The 18,727-nt window shown below is 66.4% G+C and carries 11 protein-coding genes; 8 read left to right on the forward strand and 3 right to left on the reverse strand.

All coding sequences use genetic code 11. From position 1 onward, the window contains the following. Nucleotides 1-90: 90 nt before the first annotated feature. Entirely contained in the window at nt 91-1,143 is a 1,053-nt protein-coding gene (gene ilvC / locus G1C96_RS07085) for a ketol-acid reductoisomerase (protein WP_169275889.1), read from the forward strand. 462 nt (nt 1,144-1,605) lie between these two features. Here ilvC and G1C96_RS07090 read toward each other — a convergent pair whose 3' ends face one another. The 3 genes from G1C96_RS07090 to G1C96_RS07100 all read right to left on the reverse strand — a co-directional run bounded on the left by G1C96_RS07090 (nt 1,606) and on the right by G1C96_RS07100 (nt 5,364). Beyond that, nucleotides 1,606-2,655 (reverse strand): endonuclease domain-containing protein, encoded by a 1,050-nt coding sequence (locus G1C96_RS07090; protein ID WP_240945146.1) that lies wholly within the window; start codon nt 2,653-2,655, stop codon nt 1,606-1,608. A 511-nt stretch (nt 2,656-3,166) separates the two neighbouring features. Beyond that, nucleotides 3,167-4,621 (reverse strand): amino acid permease, encoded by a 1,455-nt coding sequence (locus G1C96_RS07095; protein WP_169275890.1) that lies wholly within the window; start codon nt 4,619-4,621, stop codon nt 3,167-3,169. 128 nt (nt 4,622-4,749) lie between these two features. Then, nucleotides 4,750-5,364 carry a TetR/AcrR family transcriptional regulator gene (locus G1C96_RS07100; protein ID WP_169275891.1) on the reverse strand — a complete coding sequence of 205 codons (615 nt, stop codon included), beginning with the start codon at nt 5,362-5,364 and terminating at the stop codon, nt 4,750-4,752. 141 nt (nt 5,365-5,505) lie between these two features. On the opposite strand from G1C96_RS07100, the gene G1C96_RS07105 reads away from it, so the two are divergent. The 7 genes from G1C96_RS07105 (at nt 5,506) to G1C96_RS07135 (ending at nt 18,441) form a co-directional block, all read left to right on the forward strand. Next, nucleotides 5,506-6,207, forward strand: a complete 702-nt coding sequence (locus G1C96_RS07105) for an ABC transporter ATP-binding protein (RefSeq protein ID WP_169275892.1) — start codon at nt 5,506-5,508, stop codon at nt 6,205-6,207. 103 nt (nt 6,208-6,310) lie between these two features. Then, a complete protein-coding gene (locus G1C96_RS07110) occupies nt 6,311-9,658 on the forward strand; it encodes an FtsX-like permease family protein (RefSeq protein ID WP_240945147.1) in 3,348 nt (1,115 codons plus the stop codon). 44 nt (nt 9,659-9,702) lie between these two features. Further along, nucleotides 9,703-11,193 (forward strand): amino acid permease, encoded by a 1,491-nt coding sequence (locus G1C96_RS07115; protein WP_169275893.1) that lies wholly within the window; start codon nt 9,703-9,705, stop codon nt 11,191-11,193. 354 nt (nt 11,194-11,547) lie between these two features. Then, nucleotides 11,548-13,389: a beta-glucuronidase gene (gene uidA, locus G1C96_RS07120; protein ID WP_169275894.1), complete on the forward strand. Its 1,842-nt coding sequence runs from the start codon at nt 11,548-11,550 to the stop codon at nt 13,387-13,389. Nucleotides 13,390-13,918: 529 nt separating this feature from the next. Next, nucleotides 13,919-14,410, forward strand: coding sequence for a MarR family winged helix-turn-helix transcriptional regulator (locus G1C96_RS07125; protein ID WP_169275895.1), 492 nt, complete (start codon nt 13,919-13,921; stop codon nt 14,408-14,410). A 293-nt stretch (nt 14,411-14,703) separates the two neighbouring features. After that, nucleotides 14,704-16,518 carry an ABC transporter ATP-binding protein gene (locus tag G1C96_RS07130; RefSeq protein WP_169275896.1) on the forward strand — a complete coding sequence of 605 codons (1,815 nt, stop codon included), beginning with the start codon at nt 14,704-14,706 and terminating at the stop codon, nt 16,516-16,518. 96 nt (nt 16,519-16,614) lie between these two features. Then, the gene (locus G1C96_RS07135; RefSeq protein WP_417852178.1) at nt 16,615-18,441 is read left to right on the forward strand and encodes an ABC transporter ATP-binding protein; all 1,827 of its coding nucleotides are present in this window, start codon (nt 16,615-16,617) and stop codon (nt 18,439-18,441) included. The last annotated feature ends 286 nt before the right edge of the window (nt 18,442-18,727 follow it).

The following is an 18,727-nucleotide window of genomic DNA, read 5'->3' on the forward strand; positions in this document are numbered from 1 at the left end:
ATCCGCGCGAAAGAGACCATACGGCGCAAGCCGCCACACATAGGGCCAACAACACAGTTCCCCCCAACACACATTGAAGGAGTGCCAAGCATGGCAGCACAAATCTGGTACGAGAACGATGGCGATCTCTCCGTCCTCGAAGGCAAGAAGGTCGCGATCATCGGCTACGGCTCGCAGGGCCACGCCCACGCGCTGAACCTGCGCGACTCCGGCGTCGACGTCGTCGTCGGCCTGCGCCCCACCTCCAAGTCGGTCGAGTTCGCCAAGGAGCAGGGCCTCGAGGTCAAGTCCGTGCCGGAGGCCGCCGCCGAGGCCGACATCATCATGATCCTGGCCCCCGATCAGTACCAGGCCAAGATCTTCAAGAACGACATCGAGCCGAACTGGAAGCCGGGCACCGCCCTGGCCTTCGCCCACGGCTTCAACATCCACTACGGCTACATCAAGCCGTCCGAGGATCACCCGATCTTCATGGTCGCCCCGAAGGGCCCGGGCCACATCGTGCGTCGTGAGTACGCCGCCGGCCGTGGCGTCCCGGTCGTCGTGGCCGTCGAGCAGGATCCGCGCGGCGACGCCTGGCAGATCACCCTCGCCTACGCCAAGGCCCTCGGCGCCCTGCGCGCCGGCGCCATCAAGACCACGTTCAAGGAGGAGACCGAGACCGATCTCTTCGGCGAGCAGAACGTCCTCATGGGCGGCATCAACCACCTGTGCGACATGGGCTTCGACGTGCTGACCGAGGCCGGCTACCAGCCGGAGATCGCCTACTTCGAGGTGTTCCACGAGCTGAAGATGCTGGTCGACCTGGCCAACGAGGGCGGCCTGAACAAGGCCCGCTGGTCCTGCTCCGACACCGCCCAGTACGGCGACTACACCTGCACCGTGATCAACGAGGAGACCAAGAAGCGCATGGAGTACCAGCTCAAGCGCATCCAGGACGGCTCCTTCGCCAAGGAGTTCATGGACGACCAGGCCGCTGGCGCCCCGAAGTTCAAGGCCCTGCAGGAGAAGTTCTCCCACCCGCACCTGGAGACCGTCGGCCCGAAGCTGCGCGCCATGTTCTCCTGGAACAACCAGGGCGTCAAGGACGCCGACGAGGCCCAGTCCTTCAACGGCCAGATCGCGCGTACCCAGGTTCAGTGAGCCTGACCTGAGTCCGGTGAGCCCGATCGTCTGATCATCGGGCCGTCCGGGCGCCGATCGACCTGCGCAAGGCCGCCGTTCCGATTCGTTCGGAGCGGCGGCCTTCGTCGTATCACCCATCCGCGTGCCGGCGCTGGCTGTGTGGTGCCGTCTGCGTCTGACACGTCACGCGGCGCGCCACCTGCGTCACGCGGCGCGCCTGATACGTCACGCGGAGCGGACGCTCCCAGTGACGGGCATCGTCGAAAGGTTGGAATTTCAACGTTTTGGGGCATTGCGTCACTGGGAGCGTCCGCTCCGCGTGACGCAGGTGGCGCTCCCAGTGACGCAGAGGCGTTTCCAGCGGCGTGATGACGCGGCGATGCGTCGCTGTGGTGCTGTGATGTGACCATGGGACGTGACGATGTGGCGCGGCCGTGTCGTTCCTGACAACTGTTTGCCGTTCCGTGAATTTCGCGGCCGTCAGACGCGTCGGCCTTTGGTCCGTTCCTTGGCGCGGTATCGCCTTTGACGATCTCTGGCCTCGCGCCGACGGTCATCGTCCAGCAGGGCCTCGTACTCGGGCTGCGGCACGCCGGGAGGATCGATGCCCAACGCTTCGGCGACGCGTTGCGCGAAGAGAGCGCGACCGCGATCCGTGAGGATATCGTCGGCGAACACCACGATGACGGTGAGCCCATCGGCTTGCATGGCCTGCCGTTTGCGGGCATCCCTGCGGTATTGCCTTTTATCCTGACGATGCGCATCGCCGTCATATTCGATGACGACATTGCTCTCCGGATATGCAAGGTCCGTCGTGACGGTTTGGCCAAGCGATGGTACGAAGGTGCTCCATTGCGGCACCGGAGGTGGCAGCCCCTCACGCAGCAACGCCAGCAGTGTCCGGCATTCCATGGATGAATCCGTGACAGTGGAAATGAACTGCAGCGACTGCACACATTTCTTACGTCCCGGGAATGTGCCCAGGGGGCTGAGAAATGACGATATGTCGTCAAGGGACATGCGACTGTCTTCTCCTCGATTCGCCACGCGGGCATCGGCGCGCAGGATCGCGTCCAGCAATGTTATGACCTCGGTGAGCGACAGCCATGCGGCAAGCATCGCCCATGTCACCAACGGATGCGTGCAGACGATTTCGCGGTCCCGATGGATCAACGTGACGGGGCGATGCGTCCGTAGCGCTTCGGGCAGACGAAGATAGCCGGTGTCGTCTCGATCGGGCCTATGCGTTCGCTTGTCATAGAGCACATGGAACGTCTTGCGCTGCAGTCGGGGACAATGGGGAAGCTCGATGCGGCACAGCGTCAATGCGGTCATCCCCGTATATATCAGGGGCCGTGACGTGGTGGTTCGCGCCAGATGGCCGTGACATGCCTCGAGCATGGCGAATTGCTGTCGGGCCAGTGATGCCGCCAGATAGTCGCGCGGCACGTTGTGCTCGAAGGCAGCGTCATACTTCAGGGGATCGGCTGGCGGCGTGAAGGAAGCGGGGGAATCGAATCGGTGCGTCATGCGCCGAGCGTACGGGATGCACGACGTTCGTGGCAACATTGCGGAACACCTGTGGTCGAATGTGGTCGGGAGCGCCGATGTGGTCGAATGTGACCTGAGCCGGGGGAGGGACGGCATCCCATGCGTTCGCAAGGTCTTGCGCGTCGCCAATGTCGCCCTCGGCTACATGAGTGCGTCACGCGGAGCGCCTACTGCGTCACGCGGAGCGGACGCTCCCAGTGACGGGTATCGTCGAAAGGTTGGAATTTCAACGTTTTTGGGTTTGATGTCACTGGGAGCGTCCGCTCCGCGTGACGTGAAGGGCGCTCCCGGTGACGTGCGGGGCGTGTAACGCATGACCGTGTGACGCATGACGCGCGGCAATGGGGCGCAACGGCCCGCGTGACGGTAGGGGGCATGCAGTACGGCCCGCGTGACAGTGGGGAACGTGAAAAAGGCGCTTCGGGTGACGCGTGTGAGGACGTGCCACCCGAAGCGCCTTGCCGCCAGAGGAAGGGAAGGGCCGTCCGCCCTACTTGCGGGCCTGCGTGAGCTGGTATGCGGCGAACAGCACGGCCAGCCAGATCACGCCGGCGATCACGGCCACGCGGTAGCTGGCGGAGAAGCACATGAGCACCACCACGAGCGCCAGGAACGCGAGCACGACCCACGGGGTGACGCGCGCGAACGGCAGCTTGAAGTGGATCGCGTCAAGCGCCTCCGCGCCGGACTTGCCGGCCAGCTCGGTGTCTTCGGGCGCCTTGCCCGCAGCCACCACGCGACGGAAGTGCATCTCGGTGATCATGATCATCGTCCAGTTGATGATGCCGGCGATCGTGGCGATCGACATCAGGTAGTTGAACGCGAACTCGGGCCACAGGAACACCACGACCACGGCCAGCGCGGTGATCACTGCGGACGTGAGCACGCCCGCCACCGGCACGCCGTGCGCGTTGAGCTTGCCCAGATACGCGGGCGCGTTGCCCTGCTTGGCCAGCGAGTACAGCATGCGCGAGTTCGCGTACAGGCCGGAGTTGTAGACGCTCATCACGGCGGTGAGGCACACGAAGTTGAGGATGCCGGCGGCCGCGTGTACGCCCACGGAGTCGAAGATCTGCACGAACGGGCTGGATTCGCCGTCGATCGCGTTCCACGGCACCACGGCCATGATCACGCCGAGCGCGCCGATGTAGAACACGAGGATGCGCCAGATGATGTCGTTGGTGGCGCGGGGGATCGTGGTGCGCGGATCGGCGGTTTCGCCTGCGGTGATGCCGATGAGCTCGGTGCCGCCGAAGCTGAACATCACCACCACGAGCGCCATGAGCAGACCGGTCCACGAGCCGTCGGACGTCTGCTGCATGAGCCCGTTGGGGAAGAATCCGCCGAGGTCGAACCAGTTCGCGAACGACGCCTTGGCGCCCGAATCGGTGGGCAGCGCGAACACGATCACGGCAAGGCCGCCGACGATCATCGCGATGACGGCCACGATCTTGATGATCGCGAACCAGAACTCGAACTCGCCGAACTTCGAGACGCCCAGCAGGTTCGCCAGCGTGATGATCACCAGGAACGCCGCGGCGGACACCCACGTGGGGATCGCGGGGAACCAGTAGTTCACGAACGAGCCCACCACGGCGAGCTCCACCATGGACACGAGGATGTAGTTGAACCAGTAGTTCCAGCCGGAGATGAAGCCGGCGCGCTTGGACCAGTAGCGCGTGGCGTAGTAGCTGAACGCGCCCGCCTTCGGATCCTCCACCGACATCTCGCTCAGGGCGCGCACGATCATGAAGATCGCGAGGCCGCCGATCAGATAGGCCAGCAGGATGGACGGACCCGCCAGCGCGATCGACTCGCTGGAGCCGTAGAACAGGCCCGTGCCGATCGCGCCGCCCAGCGCGATGAGCTGGATGTGGCGGTTCTTCAGCGATTTGCGGAGCGTGGCCGGCACCGGCACGTCGTCGGTTTCATGCTTGCTGCTCATGTGTTCTTCTTTCTTCGTCTTCCGGTGCGCACAGGCGGACGGCCGGCGATCGGGTCGTCGGCGGATCGCCGCCGATGCGCGCAACAGAGGCATTGTACGGCCGGCGCGTGCGGCGCGTGCGTCAGTGCTCAATGTGCGGCGGATGCGGCGGGTGCGGCGGCGGACGCGGTGAGGGGAATGATGGTCGGCAGGGCCATCGTGAAGATCGTGTGGGCCACCGCTTCGGGCGGGTCGCCGAGATCGGTGTCCATCCAGTGACGGATCAGCCCGATGCTGCCGGAGACGACGAAATGCATGCGGCGATCGGCTTCGCTGTCGCCGAGCGAGCCGGCGCCCATGCGTTCGGCGATCACGCTGCGCCCATAGACGAGCCCGAGCAGCCGCTCCGGGAAATCGATGCCTGCCTTCTGACTCATGAGCACCTGCAGGTGACGGCGGTTGTCGGCTATGTAGCGGCAGATGCGCGCGATGTCGTCTTCGATGGCACTTGGATCGGGCCTGGCGGTGATGCGGTCGAGCGCTCCCGTGACCCATGCCATCGTGTCGTCTTCGATGTCCTGCAGCAGGTCCGCGATGGCATCGTAGTGCGCGTAGAACGTGGATCGGTTCACGTCGGCGCGTTCGCACAGGGCCGTGACGCTGATGGAGGACAGCGGATGGTCGCGCAACAGGTCGATGAGCGCGTCGCTCATGGCTTGGCGCGTGTAGCGGGTGCGGCGGCTTTCGGTGAGTGCCTTGGCCATGGGGTGTCCTTTCGCGTGCGGCGGGCATCACGTCGGATGCGGCGCAAACCCACATTCTCGAAACCGACTGTTGGTTGCGAAACCGACAGAGTGTTGGTTCACTGAAATCGTAGCAGCGGTACGGCAGGCGGGAGGCGCGCGGTGGCGTATATCGAGTTCGACCACGTGGTCAAGGAGTATCCGTCCGGCGCCGCGCCGATCCGCGCGCTGGACGATGCGAGCTTCACCGCCGATCAGGGGCATCTCACGATCATCCTGGGGCAATCCGGCGCCGGCAAGACCACGGCGCTCAACATTCTGGGCGGCATGGACACGGCCACGTCCGGGCGCGTGATCGTGGGCGGGCGCGACGTGACGGGGCTGCGCAAGCGCGATCTGGTGGCCTACCGCCGCACGGACGTGGGATTCGTGTTCCAGTTCTACAACCTCGTGCCCAACCTCACCGCGCTGGAGAACGTGGAACTGGCCAGCCAGATCTGCCCAGACCATTTCGACCCGGCGGAGACGCTCGCCAAGGTGGGACTCGCCGACCGCATGGACAACTTCCCGGCGCAGCTGAGCGGCGGCGAGCAGCAGCGCGTGTCCATCGCGCGCGCCCTGGCGAAGAAACCGAAGCTGCTGCTGTGCGACGAGCCGACCGGCGCGCTCGACTACGAGACCGGCAAGGACGTGCTGCGCCTGCTGCAGAACGTGGCGCGCGAACAGGGCATGACGGTGATGATCATCACGCACAACTCGGCGATCGCGCCGATGGCCGACCGCGTGGTCCGCTTCCGCTCGGGGCGCGTGACGGCGCAGGAGGACAACGCGGCGCCGGTGCCGGTGGCGGACATCGAGTGGTGAACGCACGCCGCGGCGATCGGCGCGGAGAACGACGGCAGCCGAGCGGCGGCACGAAGAACAACACAGACATGACGGACAGGCGGCGCGGGAAAGGAGGCCGACGATGAACCGGGCGATGCTCAGGGACATGCTGCGCGGATGGCTGCGCGCGTGGAAGCGGTTCGCGTCGATCGCGATGATCTCCCTGCTCGGCGTGGCCGTGCTCACCGGCATCTATGCCGGCTGCCGCGACACGTTCCTGGCCGCCGACCGCTTCTACGACGCGCAAGGCCTCATGGACATTCAGGTGCTTTCCACGCTGGGCCTCGACGATGGCGACGTGGAGGCGCTGCGCGCGGTGGAGGGCGTGCGGACCGTGCAGCCGGAGCGCTCGCAGAACGTGACCGTGCGCGTGGGCGGCTCGCAGAAGCGCGCGACGATCGGCGAGCTCGGCGCGGAGGGGCTGAACATGCCACGGCTCGAGAGCGGGCGCATGCCGTCCGCGGCCGGCGAGGTGGCCGTGACGGACAAGTTCATCAAGGACAGCGGGCTGGGGATCGGCGACGCGATCGTCGCGACGCCGGACGACGCGGACGACGATGCCGATGCCGAGGACTCCGCCGACGCAGCCGATGCCGCCGATGACGCGGACGGCGTCGGCTCCACGCCGCGCTTCCCGACCGACCTCGTCATCGTGGGCGTGGTGCTCGACCCCGCCGATCTGAGCAACCCCTACGGCTACGCGGGCAAGAACTTCCGCAACAACGCCGCCAGCGACTATGCCTTCTTCGCGTCGTCCGACGGCGTGACCGGCGCCACGTACACCTCGATCAGCCTCACCGTGGACGGCGCCGCTGCGCTGGACACGTTCTCCGACCGCTACGACGCCACCGTGAAGGCCGTGGCCGACCGCATCCGCGACACCGTGCAGACCGACCGGCAGGAGGCGCGTCGGCAGACGCTCGTGGACGCGGCGCAGCGCAGGCTCGACGACGCCAAGGCCGACGCCTACGCGCAGCTCGACGACGCGGCCGCGCAGCTCGACGCCAGCCAGACCGAGCTGGACGCCAACCGCCGGACGCTCGCCGATTCGCGCGCGCAGCTGGAATCCAGACAGGCCGAACTGCGGGACGGCGAGCGGCAGATCGCCTCCGGCCGCACGCAGATCAGGGACGGGCGCGATCGGATCGCGGACGGACGACGTCAGCTCGATGCCGCGCGCGAGCAGCTGAACGCCGGCAAGGCGCAGCTCGCCGACGCCCGCGCGCAGCTGGATGCCGGCAGGGCGCAGCTCGCTCAGGCCCGCGCGCGAATCGAGGAGCAGCTCGCGCAGCTCGCGCAGGCCACGCAGACCACGCAGGCCGCACAGGACGACTCCGCCGCGGACGCCCTGCGCGCCCAGCTCGACGCGATCGCGCAGCAGGAGACCGCGCTGGACGCGCAGGACGCCCAGCTGACCGCCAAGGAGCAGGAGACACAGACGGCGGAACGGCAACTGGACGCGCAGCAGGCCGCGCTCGACGAGCAGTCCGCCGAACTCGAACGCCGGTCGGCCGAGCTCGAATCCCAGGCCGCCCGGCTCGCCGACGGCAGGCACCAGATCGAGGACGGGCTGCGGCAGGTCGCGGACGGCGAGACCCAGCTCGCCGAGGGACAGGGCAAGCTGGACGAGGCGCGCGCCGAGCTCGCCTCCAGACGCACGGACGCGGACGCCGAATTCGCCAGACGACAGCAACAGATCGCCGACATCGCGCAGGCGCGCTGGTACGTGCAGACGCGCAGCAGCATCGGCGGCTTCAACGCGCTCGACTCCGACCTGAGCTCGATCGAGTCGATCGGACGCGCGTTCCCCGTGGTGTTCCTGCTCGTGGCCGCGCTCATGAGCCTGACCGCCATGACGCGCATGGTGGAGGAGGACCGCGGGCTGATCGGCACCTATCTGGGGCTCGGCTACGGCGGCGCGGCGGTGGCGCAGCGCTACCTGCTGTTCGCGCTGCTGGCGTGCCTGATCGGCGGCGGACTCGGCCTGCTGGTGGGGTTCCTGGGCATTCCGGCGTTCCTGCGGCTGGTGATCGACGAGATGTACATGGTGCCGGACGTGCGCCTCGAATACGACTGGGGCATGGGCTCGTTCGGCGTCGCGCTGTTCGTGGCGGGCGTGCTCGGCGCCACGCTGGCGGCGTGCGCGGGGGAGATGCGCCAGACCCCGGCCGCGCTGATGCGTCCCAGGGCGCCCCGCGCCGGCGCGCGCATCCTGCTCGAGCGCGTGCGTCCGGTGTGGCGGCGGCTGAGCTTCCTCAACAAGGTGACGGTGCGCAACATCTTCCGTTTCAAGTCGCGGCTGATCATGACCGTGCTGGGTGTGGCGGGGTGTACGGCGCTCATCGTGTGCGGGCTGGCGATCAACGACACCGTGGCCACGCTGGGGCCGCGGCAGTACGAGGACCTGTACCGCTACGACGCGCTCGTCGTCTCCGGCGACGACACGGCCGACGCGATGTTCCGGCGTCTCGCGGACGACGGTCGCGCCACGGAGACGCTGCGCGTGCGGATCGAAAGCGGCGAGATCACCAACGACGCCGGCGCGAGCGGGGCGATCCAGCTCGTGGTGGTGCCGGACGCGGACGCCGGACGGCTGGGCGACATGGTGACGCTCGCGCGCGCGGAGGGCGACCGCGGGACGGTTTCGCTGGGCGACGACGCCGTCGGCGCCGACGGCGTGATCGCGGAGCAGTCGGCCGTCAACGCGCTCGGCATCCGCGACGGGCAGACCGTCACCGTGGCGGACGGGCAGGGGCGTCGCGCGCAGACCACCGTGACGGCGGTGACGCGCAACCTCATCGGATCGAACGTCTACATGCGCGAGTCGCTGTACCGCAGCCTGCTGGGCGGCGCGCCGGGCGGCACATCGGACGCCGCGTCGTCGGCCGTCACGCCCAACGCCGCGTTCGCCACACTCTCCGGCGACGCCGACGCCCGCATCGCCTACGTCGCCGCGCTCGAGGAGGACCCGGACGTGCTGCGCGCCATGAGCTGCGACGACATGGAACGCAACTTCAGCTTCGACCTCATGGGCGCGGTGGTGGCGCTCATCACGCTGCTCGCCGGACTGCTGGCCGTGGTGGTGCTCTTCACGCTCGCCAGCACCAACGTGTCCGAGCGCGTGCGCGAGATGGCCACGCTCAAGGTGCTCGGGTTCTTCGACCGCGAGGTGCACCTGTACGTGAACAAGGAGATGACCGCGCTCACGCTCATGGGCATCGCGGCGGGACTGCCGCTGGGGCGCGTGGTGGGCGGGCTGCTCACGGCGGCGATCGACATGTCCGGACTGTACTTCGAGGTGGAGGTGAGGCCGTCGAGCTACGCGATCGCCGCGGCGGCCACGCTGGCGTTCTCGATGCTGGTGCAGCTGCTCGCCAATCCGGCGCTCGACCGCATCGACCCGGTCAGCTCGCTCAAGTCGGTGGAGTAGCGCGGAAACATCGCGCGGCATACGCCCGGTTACAATGACCAACTATGTCTCAGACGAAAGCTTCCGATTCCGCGGCATCCGGCGTGGGCGCGCCCGACGACGCGGCCAACCAGATGGCCCGCGGCCTCAACAACCGCCATGTGCAGTTCATCGCCATCGGCGGCACGATCGGCACCGGCCTGTTCCTCGGCTCCGGCAAGTCGATCAGCCTCACGGGCCCGTCCATCGTGTTCGTGTACATCGCGGTGGGCGCGATCATGTTCCTGCTCATGCGCGCCATCGGCGAGATGATGTACAAGGACCCGAGCCAGCACACGTTCATCAACTTCATCACCAAGTACCTCGGCAGGGGCTGGGGGCACTTCGCCGGATGGACGTACTGGCTGGCGCTCGTGCTGCTCGGCATGACCGAGATCACCGCCGTGTCCACGTACTTCGTGACGTTCTTCGACACGTTCGGCATCGACCTCACCGCGTGGAAATGGCTCATCGAGCTGTGCTTCCTCGTGGTGCTCACGTCCGTGAACCTCATCGCCGTCAAGGTGTTCGGCGAGGTGGAGTTCTGGTTCTCGATGATCAAGATCACGCTGATCGTGGCGATGATCGTCACCGCGGTGGTGATGGTGGTGATCGGATACCACTATCCGTCCGTGAGGATCCAGGGCATGGACCAGGTGGGACCGGCCGGGCAGGCGGGGCTCGCCAACATCACGGACGGCTTCTCCATCGCGCCGAACGGGTGGATGGCGTTCCTCATGAGCTTCCAGATGGTGTTCTTCGCCTACCAGCTCATCGAGTTCGTGGGCGTGACCGTCTCCGAGACCGAGAACCCGCGGCAGGTGCTGCCCAAGGCCGTCAACGAGCTCATCGTGCGCGTGCTCGTGTTCTACGTGGGCGCGCTGCTGGCGATCATGCTCATCGTGCCGTGGCGCACGTTCCAGCCGAACGCGGACGGCTCCTTCGCGTCCCCGTTCATCATGGTGTTCCAGTATGCGGGCCTCAACTGGGCGAGCGCGCTCGTGTTCTTCGTGGTGATCACCGCCGCGTCGTCCGCGCTCAACTCGCTGCTGTATTCGGCCGGACGCCACCTGTTCCAGCTCACGGGGGAGTCGAGCAACCCGCGCGTGCGGCGGATCGCCACCGTGTCCGAGCACAAGGTGCCGGCGCGCGCGATCCTCATCTCCGCCGGCCTTGTGGTGCTTTCGCCGATCATCAACGCGTTCCCGAAGGTCTCCAGCCTGTTCGTGCTGTTCGCGTCCGCGTCCTCCGCGGTGTTCATCTTCATCTACATCCTCACGATGCTGGCGCACCGCCGCTACCGCGAGTCGCCGGACTTCATGCCCGACGGCTTCGTGATGCCGGCGTGGAAGGTGACGAACACGCTGGCGCTGGCGTTCTTCGTGTTCATCTACTGCACGCTGTTCCTGGCGGCCGACACGCGCGGTTCCGCGACGGCCGGTCTGGTGTGGCTGGCGGCGTTCGGCGGGTACTGCCTGCTGCGCGAGCGGCGGAAGGCGCGGCCGGCCCGCGCGTGACGCATCGCGTGGCGCGGCGTGACGCGGCACGCCGCTGATCGAGCTGATCGGTCTGATCGAATGGGGCACTCAGAAGTCGGGTTCCGACTTCTGAGTGCCCCTTCTCGCAGGAGGCGGCGTCTCCGCGGTTCGGGCGGGCGTGAAGATCGGCGGAATTCCGCCGATTGTCGGGGTGGCGTGGATCGGTGCGCGGGGGCGTCTTCCCGGGGCACACACTCAGAACTCGGGTCCCTTGTGCTGAGTGCATGAAAAAAATGACCCTTTTTGACGGAAAGTGTTCAAACCTGATCGAAAGTGCGTGTATCATGGTGCGTACAGAGACAATGCTGTCGAGGAAGTGGAAGGAAACGCACGATGCTCTACCCGCAGTCGAACGATGCCCGTCTGGTGTTCAGCCTTGACGGCGTATGGGATTTCCGTACCGCCGGCGAGGAGGACTATCCGAGCGAATGGATCGGCGAGGCCCTGCCCGACGCCATCCCGATGGCGGTGCCCGGATCCTACAACGACCAGAACGACCTGGTCGACCTCTACGAGACCTACGGCTGGGTGGTCTACCAGCGCACCTTCTCCCTGCCGGCCCGCGCCATCGCCGGCCAGCGCGTGGTGCTGCGCTTCGACGCCGCCACCCACGCGGCCGACGTCTACCTCAACGGCGAGAAGCTCGGCAGCCACAAGGGCGGCTTCCTGCCGTTCGAGTTCGACGTGACCGATGCGCTCAAGGCCGGCGACAACCTGCTCACCGTGGCCGTGGACAACCGCATCAACCAGTCCACCCTGCCCATCGGCAACGAGGGCAACGTGGCGTTCTTCGGCTCCGACAACGCGGGCATCCCGTCCGTGGAGGCCGGCAAGCGCTACGCCAAGCCGCAGAACCGCCCGAACTTCGACTTCTTCAACTTCGCGGGCCTCAACCGCCACGTGGAGCTCTACACCACCCCGCTGAACCACATCGCGGATGTGGCGTTCGTCACCAAGTCCGTCACCGAGGGTCTGGGCGAGAGCGAGACCGGCCCGGCCGTCGTGGGCTACGACGTGACGCTGGCCGGCCCGGACGCCGATCCGGCTGCCGTGCGCGTGGAGATCCTCGACGAGTTCGGCAACGTGGTCGCCACCGCCTCCGGCGCACAGGGCGAGATCGCCCTCGAGGACGCGCACCTGTGGAACCCCGGCGCCGCCTACCTGTACGCCGCGCACGTCACCCTCGGCGAGGGCGACGGCGCCGACGAGTACGAGCAGACCTTCGGCATCCGCACCGTGGAGGTGAAGGACCAGCAGTTCCTCATCAACGGCAAGCCGTTCTACTTCAAGGGCTTCGGCAAGCACGAGGACAGCTACTTCCACGGCCGCGGCACCGACCAGCTGCTCAACGTCAAGGACGTCTCGCTCATCCACTGGCTCAACGCCAACTCGTTCCGCACGTCGCACTACCCGTACGCCGAGAACATGTACGACCTGTGCGACCGCGAAGGCATCGTCATCATCGACGAGACCCCGGCCGTGGGCATGAGCTGGCCGCAGTACACCAACAAGCCGCTGTTCGAGCACCACGAGCAGGTCATCAAGGACATGATCTCGCGAGACAAGAACCACCCGTCCGTGGTCATGTGGTCGCTCGCCAACGAGCCGTGGTACGACCAGGGCGGCGAGAAGAGCGAGAACGCGCTCAAGTACTTCACGCCGCTGTACGAGCTCGCGCACGCCGAGGATCCGCAGAACCGCCCGGTCACGATCGTGTGCTGCCAGAACGACTACACCAAGGACCTCGTCACCCGCACGATGGACGTGGTGTGCCTCAACCGCTACTACGGCTGGTACAACCTGTCCGGCGACCTCGACGCGGCCTGCTACGCCCTCAACGTGGAGCTCGACTGGTGGGAGAAGATCGGCAAGCCGGTCATGTTCACCGAGTACGGCGCCGACACCATGGAAGGCGTGCACGGCACCCACGGCAAGATGTGGAGCGAAGAGTACCAGCGCGACTACTTCGCGCGCATCGACGCCGAGATCGACAAGCGCCCGTGGTTCATCGGCGAGCAGCTGTGGAACTTCGCCGACTTCGTGACCATCCAGGGCACCATGCGCGTGGAAGGCAACCGCAAGGGCATCCTCACGCGCGACCGTCAGCCCAAGATGGCGGCGCACTTCCTGCGCGACCGCTGGGCCGCGATCCCGAACTTCGGGTACAAGGCCTGAGCAGCGGCCGAGGCCTGTCCTTCCGTCGTACCGAGCAGGCCTGTCCTTCCGTCATCCTGGGCGGTGCATCGGATGAGGGCTGTCCTCCGCGCGGCGCCGCGGCCTATCTTTCCGCGCGGCGGCCTGCCCTTCTGTCATCCTGTGCGGACGGCCGGGGACTGTCCTTCTGTCATCCTGAGCGGAGGCCGTAGGCCGGAGCCGAAGGATCTTTGCCTTGCCTCGAGGGGTTTCCGTCGGTCAAGGATCCTTCGACTTCGCCCTGCGGGCTCCGCTCAGGATGACGATGTCTGGGCAAACGAAGGGGCGGGTTTCCGTCCGGCCTGTTGGTATTCCGCCGTTTCCGAGAAAACCCGGGCGTTCGCTTGCCGGAAGAGGGGTAATGCGCGGCGATCGTGCGGAGCTGGACGGACATGGACGTGACGTGCGGCGTCGCGGAACGATCATGCGACACCGGCGTCGTGCGACGCGCGTCGCTTGCGTGATTTATCTTTGGGTGTAAGATACTTTGCAGTCGACGAAAGGAGCGCGCATGGGATACGAGCAGGATGCGGTGACGGCGTTGCTGGACTGCATGAAGAACAGTCGCTCGCAGATGCAGCGCGAGATGGTCCGCGGCAGCCACGGCGAGCCGTTCGTGCTGCACGATCTGCTGCGTCGCGGCACGCTGACGCCGTCCCAAGTGGCCGAGGCGCTCAACGCGACGTCCGGCCGCGTCTCCACGCTCCTCGCATCGATGGAGAAGAAGGGGCTGATCACGCGCGACGTGGATCCGGACGACCGGCGCATGGTGCGCGTGAGCCTCACGGATGCCGGGCGTGAGCAGGCGCGTCGCGGCATCGACGAGATGCGCTCGGCGATGGGCTGGATCTTCTCGCAGATGGGGGAGCGCCGCACGCGCGAGTTCGTCGATCTGGTTGAGGAGTTCGTCACGTACATGTCGATCTGCTGCCCCGGACGCCCCAGACCTACGCCCGAGGAGGTGAGGGCCGCGTTCGAGCGGCGGGATCGTTCGGCGGGGTGAGAGGTCAGGGATCCTTCGACTTCGGGCTGCGCCCTTCGCTCAGGATGACGGGGTGAAGGACGTGCTTTTCCGTTCAGGGTGACCGGGGAAAGGGGCATGGCCTTTGCTCAGGATGACGGGGAAAGGACGTGCTTTTCCGTTCAGGATGACGGGGAAAGGGGTGCTTTCCGCTCGGGATGACGGGGAGGGCGTCTGAGGCTCGGAGTGGTGGGGTGCTCATGCCCAATGTCTTACAGTGTAAGTAATTCAATACTAGGAAGTAATCATTCGAATATCAGAAAGGGAGGATGCCGATGTTCCGCATCATGAAGTACCTCTCCGGATCGGAGATCGTCCAGATGCTCGTGGCGCTGGCCACCATCGTCGGACAGGTCTGGTTCGACCTCAAGCTGCCCGACTACATGTCGCACATCACCACGCTCGTAGAGACGCCCGGCAGCGCCATGGCCGACATCTGGATCGCCGGCGGCAAGATGCTGCTCGTCTCGCTTGGCTCGGTGGCATGCGCCGTCGTGACCGGCTTCATCGCCGCGCGCGTGGCCGCGTCCTTCGGCCAGCGCCTGCGCTCGCTCGAATTCGCGCGCGTCGAATCGTTCGGCCCCGCCGAGATGGGCCGCTTCTCCACCGCCAGCCTCATCACGCGATCCACCAACGACATCACGCAGATCCAGATGTTCATCACCATGGGCCTGCAGCTCATCGTCAAGTCGCCGATCATGGCCGTCTGGGCCGTGGCGAAGATCGCCGGCGAAGGCCTCGAATGGACGCTCGCCACCGGGATCGCCACGGCGGTGCTGCTCGTCGCGATCGTCGTGCTCATGGCGCTCGTCATGCCCCGATTCAAGGCGATGCAGCGCCTGACCGACAACATCAACCTCGTCGCGCGCGAGAACCTCACCGGCCTCAAGGTGGTGCGCGCGTACAACGCCGAAGACTGGCAGGAGGCCAAGTTCACGGCCGCGAACAAGGACCTCACCGACACGCAGCTGTTCACCAACCGCGCGATGGCCGTGATGATGCCGCTCATGAACAGCGTGATGAACGGACTGATGCTCGCGGTCTACTGGATCGGCGCCTACCTCATCGACGCCGCCGCGGCCACGGACAAGCTCGGCGTGTTCTCCAACATGATCGTCTTCTCCAGCTACTCGGTGCAGGTCATCATGAGCTTCCTGCTCATGAGCATGGTGTTCGTGCTCTGGCCGCGCGCCGACGTGTCCGCCCAGCGCGTGCTCGAGGTGCTGGACACCGAACCGATGGTGCGCGACCGCGCCGACGGCACAGGTTTCACGGGAAACACCGCCGCGAACGACGTCGCTGCCGCGCCTGAAGCCACGCCCAAGGGCACGGTCGAGTTCCGCGACGTGAGCTTCGCCTACCCGGACGCGCGCGAGGACACGCTCGAGCACATCAGCTTCCGCGCCGAGCCCGGCCAGACCGTCGCGTTCATCGGCGCCACCGGATCCGGCAAGACCAGCCTCGTCAACCTCGTGCCGCGCCTGTACGACGCGACCGGCGGACAGGTGCTCGTGGACGGCGTGGACGTGCGCGACTGGGATCTGACGGCACTGCGCGACCGCATCGGCTACGTGCCGCAGCGCTCCGTGCTGTTCAAGGGCACCGTGGCCGGCAACGTGGCGTACGGCGACCGGCATGACGCCGATCCTGGCTCCGCCGCCGATATGGACGCCGTGCGCGCCGCCGCCGACGTGGCGCAGGCCACCGAATTCATCGAACGCATGGACGGCGGCTTCGACGCAGCCGTCTCGCAAGGCGGCGCCAACGTGTCCGGCGGCCAGAAACAGCGCATCTCCATCGCGCGCGCCATCCACCGCAACCCGGAAATCCTCATCTTCGACGACTCGTTCAGCGCCCTCGACTTCGCCACCGATCGCGCCGTGCGCGACGCGCTCGCCGAACACGCCAAGGGAACGACCAAGCTCATCGTGGCGCAGCGCATCGGCACGATCATGAACGCCGACCTCATCGTCGTGCTCGACGACGGGCGCGTGGTGGGCGAAGGCACGCACCGCGAACTCATGGAGACCTGCGACGTGTACCGGCAGATCGCCGAATCGCAGCTGAGCAAGGCCGAACTGACCGCGTAGGACGGCGCGGACGGTCGCACGGAGTCGCGCAGAGTCGCACAGACAGACACAGAAAGGGACTTATCAATGGCACAAGAATCAACGACACGGCGGCCGATGGGACACGGTCCCGGCGCCATGGGCGCCGCCGTGGAAAAGCCGCAGGACTTCGGCGCCGTCATGGGCCGGCTCGTACGCTTCTGCCGCCGGTACGCGCCCGCGATCATCATCGCGCTCGTGCTCGGCACCGCCGGCACCGTGCTCCAGATCATCGGGCCGGACAAGCTCAAGGACATGACCAACGCCATCGTGCGCGGCCTGCCCGCCATCGTCGACGGCAAGCCCGTCATGGGCGCCATCGACTTCGGCGAGGTCACGCGCATCGGCTGGACGCTCGTGGCGCTCTACGCGGCGTACGCGCTGCTCAGCTACGTGCAGAGCTGGATCATGGCCGACGTCACCCAGCGCACCGCCCAGCGCCTGCGCGAAGCAATCAGCGCCAAGATCAACAAGCTGCCCCTGAGCTACTTCGACAAGGTCAGCTACGGCGACGTGCTCAGCCGCATCACCAACGACGTCGACGCCATCGGTCAGACGCTCGGCCAGTCGCTCGGCTCGCTCATCACGTCGGCCACGCTGTTCGTGGGCGCGCTCGTCATGATGTTCCGCAACAACGTCATCATGACGCTGTGCGCGATCGGCGCCAGCCTCGTCGGATTCGCGATCATGGCGGTCATCATGAAGGTCTCGCAGCGCTACTTCGCCGCGCAGCAGGTGGCACTCGGCGACGTCAACGGGCACGTGGAGGAGATGTACTCCGGCCACCTCATCGTCAAGGCGTACAACGGCGAAGCCGACTCGATCGCCCGCTTCGAACGCTACAACGCCGACCTGTACGACTCCGGCTGGAAAAGCCAGTTCCTCTCCGGCCTCATGATGCCGCTCATGAACTTCGTGGGCAACTTCGGGTACGTCGTCGTGTGCGTGGTGGGCGCCGCGCTCGCCATGGACGGGCAGATCGAATTCGGCGTCATCGTGGCGTTCATGATGTACATCCGCCTGTTCACCCAGCCGCTCAGCCAGTTCGCGCAGGCCTTCCAGAACCTCCAGCGCTGCGCCGCCGCATCCGAACGCGTCTTCGGCTTCCTCGACGAACCCGAAATGACCGACGAAACCGACAAGCCCGCGCTGCTCGGCGCCGACGTCCCCGTGCGCGGCGACGTCGAATTCAGCCATGTGCGCTTCGAATACGAACCCGGCAAGCCCGTCATCCGCGACTTCTCCGCCTCCGTGAAGGCCGGACAGAAAGTCGCCATCGTCGGCCCCACCGGCGCCGGCAAATCCACCATGGTCAACCTGCTCATGCGCTTCTACGACATCGCCGACGGCACCATCACCATCGACGGCATCGACACCTCATCCGTGCCCCGCTGGAACGTTCACGACCAGTTCTCCATGGTCCTCCAGGACACCTGGGTGTTCCGCGGCACCGTGCGCGAGAACATCGCCTACGCCAAGCCCGGCGTCACCGACGCACAGATCGTCGCCGCCTGCAAGGCCGTCGGCCTCGACCACTTCGTCCGCTCCCTGCCCCACGGCTACGACACCGTCCTCGACGACAACACCGCCCTGTCCGCCGGCCAGCGCCAGCTCCTCACCATCGCCCGCGCCATGGTGCAGGACGCGCCCATCCTCATCCTCGACGAAGCCACCTCCTCCGTCGACACCCGCACTGAAGAGCTCATCCAGCAGGCCATGGACGCGCTCACCGTCGGCCGCACCTCGTTCGTCATCGCCCACCGCCTCTCCACCATCCGTGACGCCGACATGATCCTCGTCATGGAGCACGGCGACGTCATCGAGCGCGGCACGCACGACGAGCTGCTGGCGAAGGGTGGGGCTTACGCCCGCCTCTACAACAGCCAATTCACGCTCGCCGGATGACGGAGTGTCCTCGTCGTTGCGGAGAACTCGACGTACTGCAGTACGCCTTCGTTCTCCGCGCCTAGAGGCCACACGCGTCATCCGACTCGCTTCGCTTGCCGATTGATGCCGCGTGCCGGTTGGTTTCGGGCAAGCGAAGGGGCGGGTTTCGGGCGGGCGCGTTGAGATTCCGCCGTTTTCTGGGACACCCGGGCCTTCGTTTGCTCGATGGTGATGAATACCGGTAAGCGCAGGGGCGGGTTTTCGCTGGGATCGTTTGCGGTCCGCCGTTTCCGAGAAAACACGG

It is taken from the genome of Bifidobacterium moraviense (assembly GCF_012932365.1).
Taxonomy (GTDB): Bacteria; Actinomycetota; Actinomycetes; order Actinomycetales; family Bifidobacteriaceae; genus Bifidobacterium; species Bifidobacterium moraviense.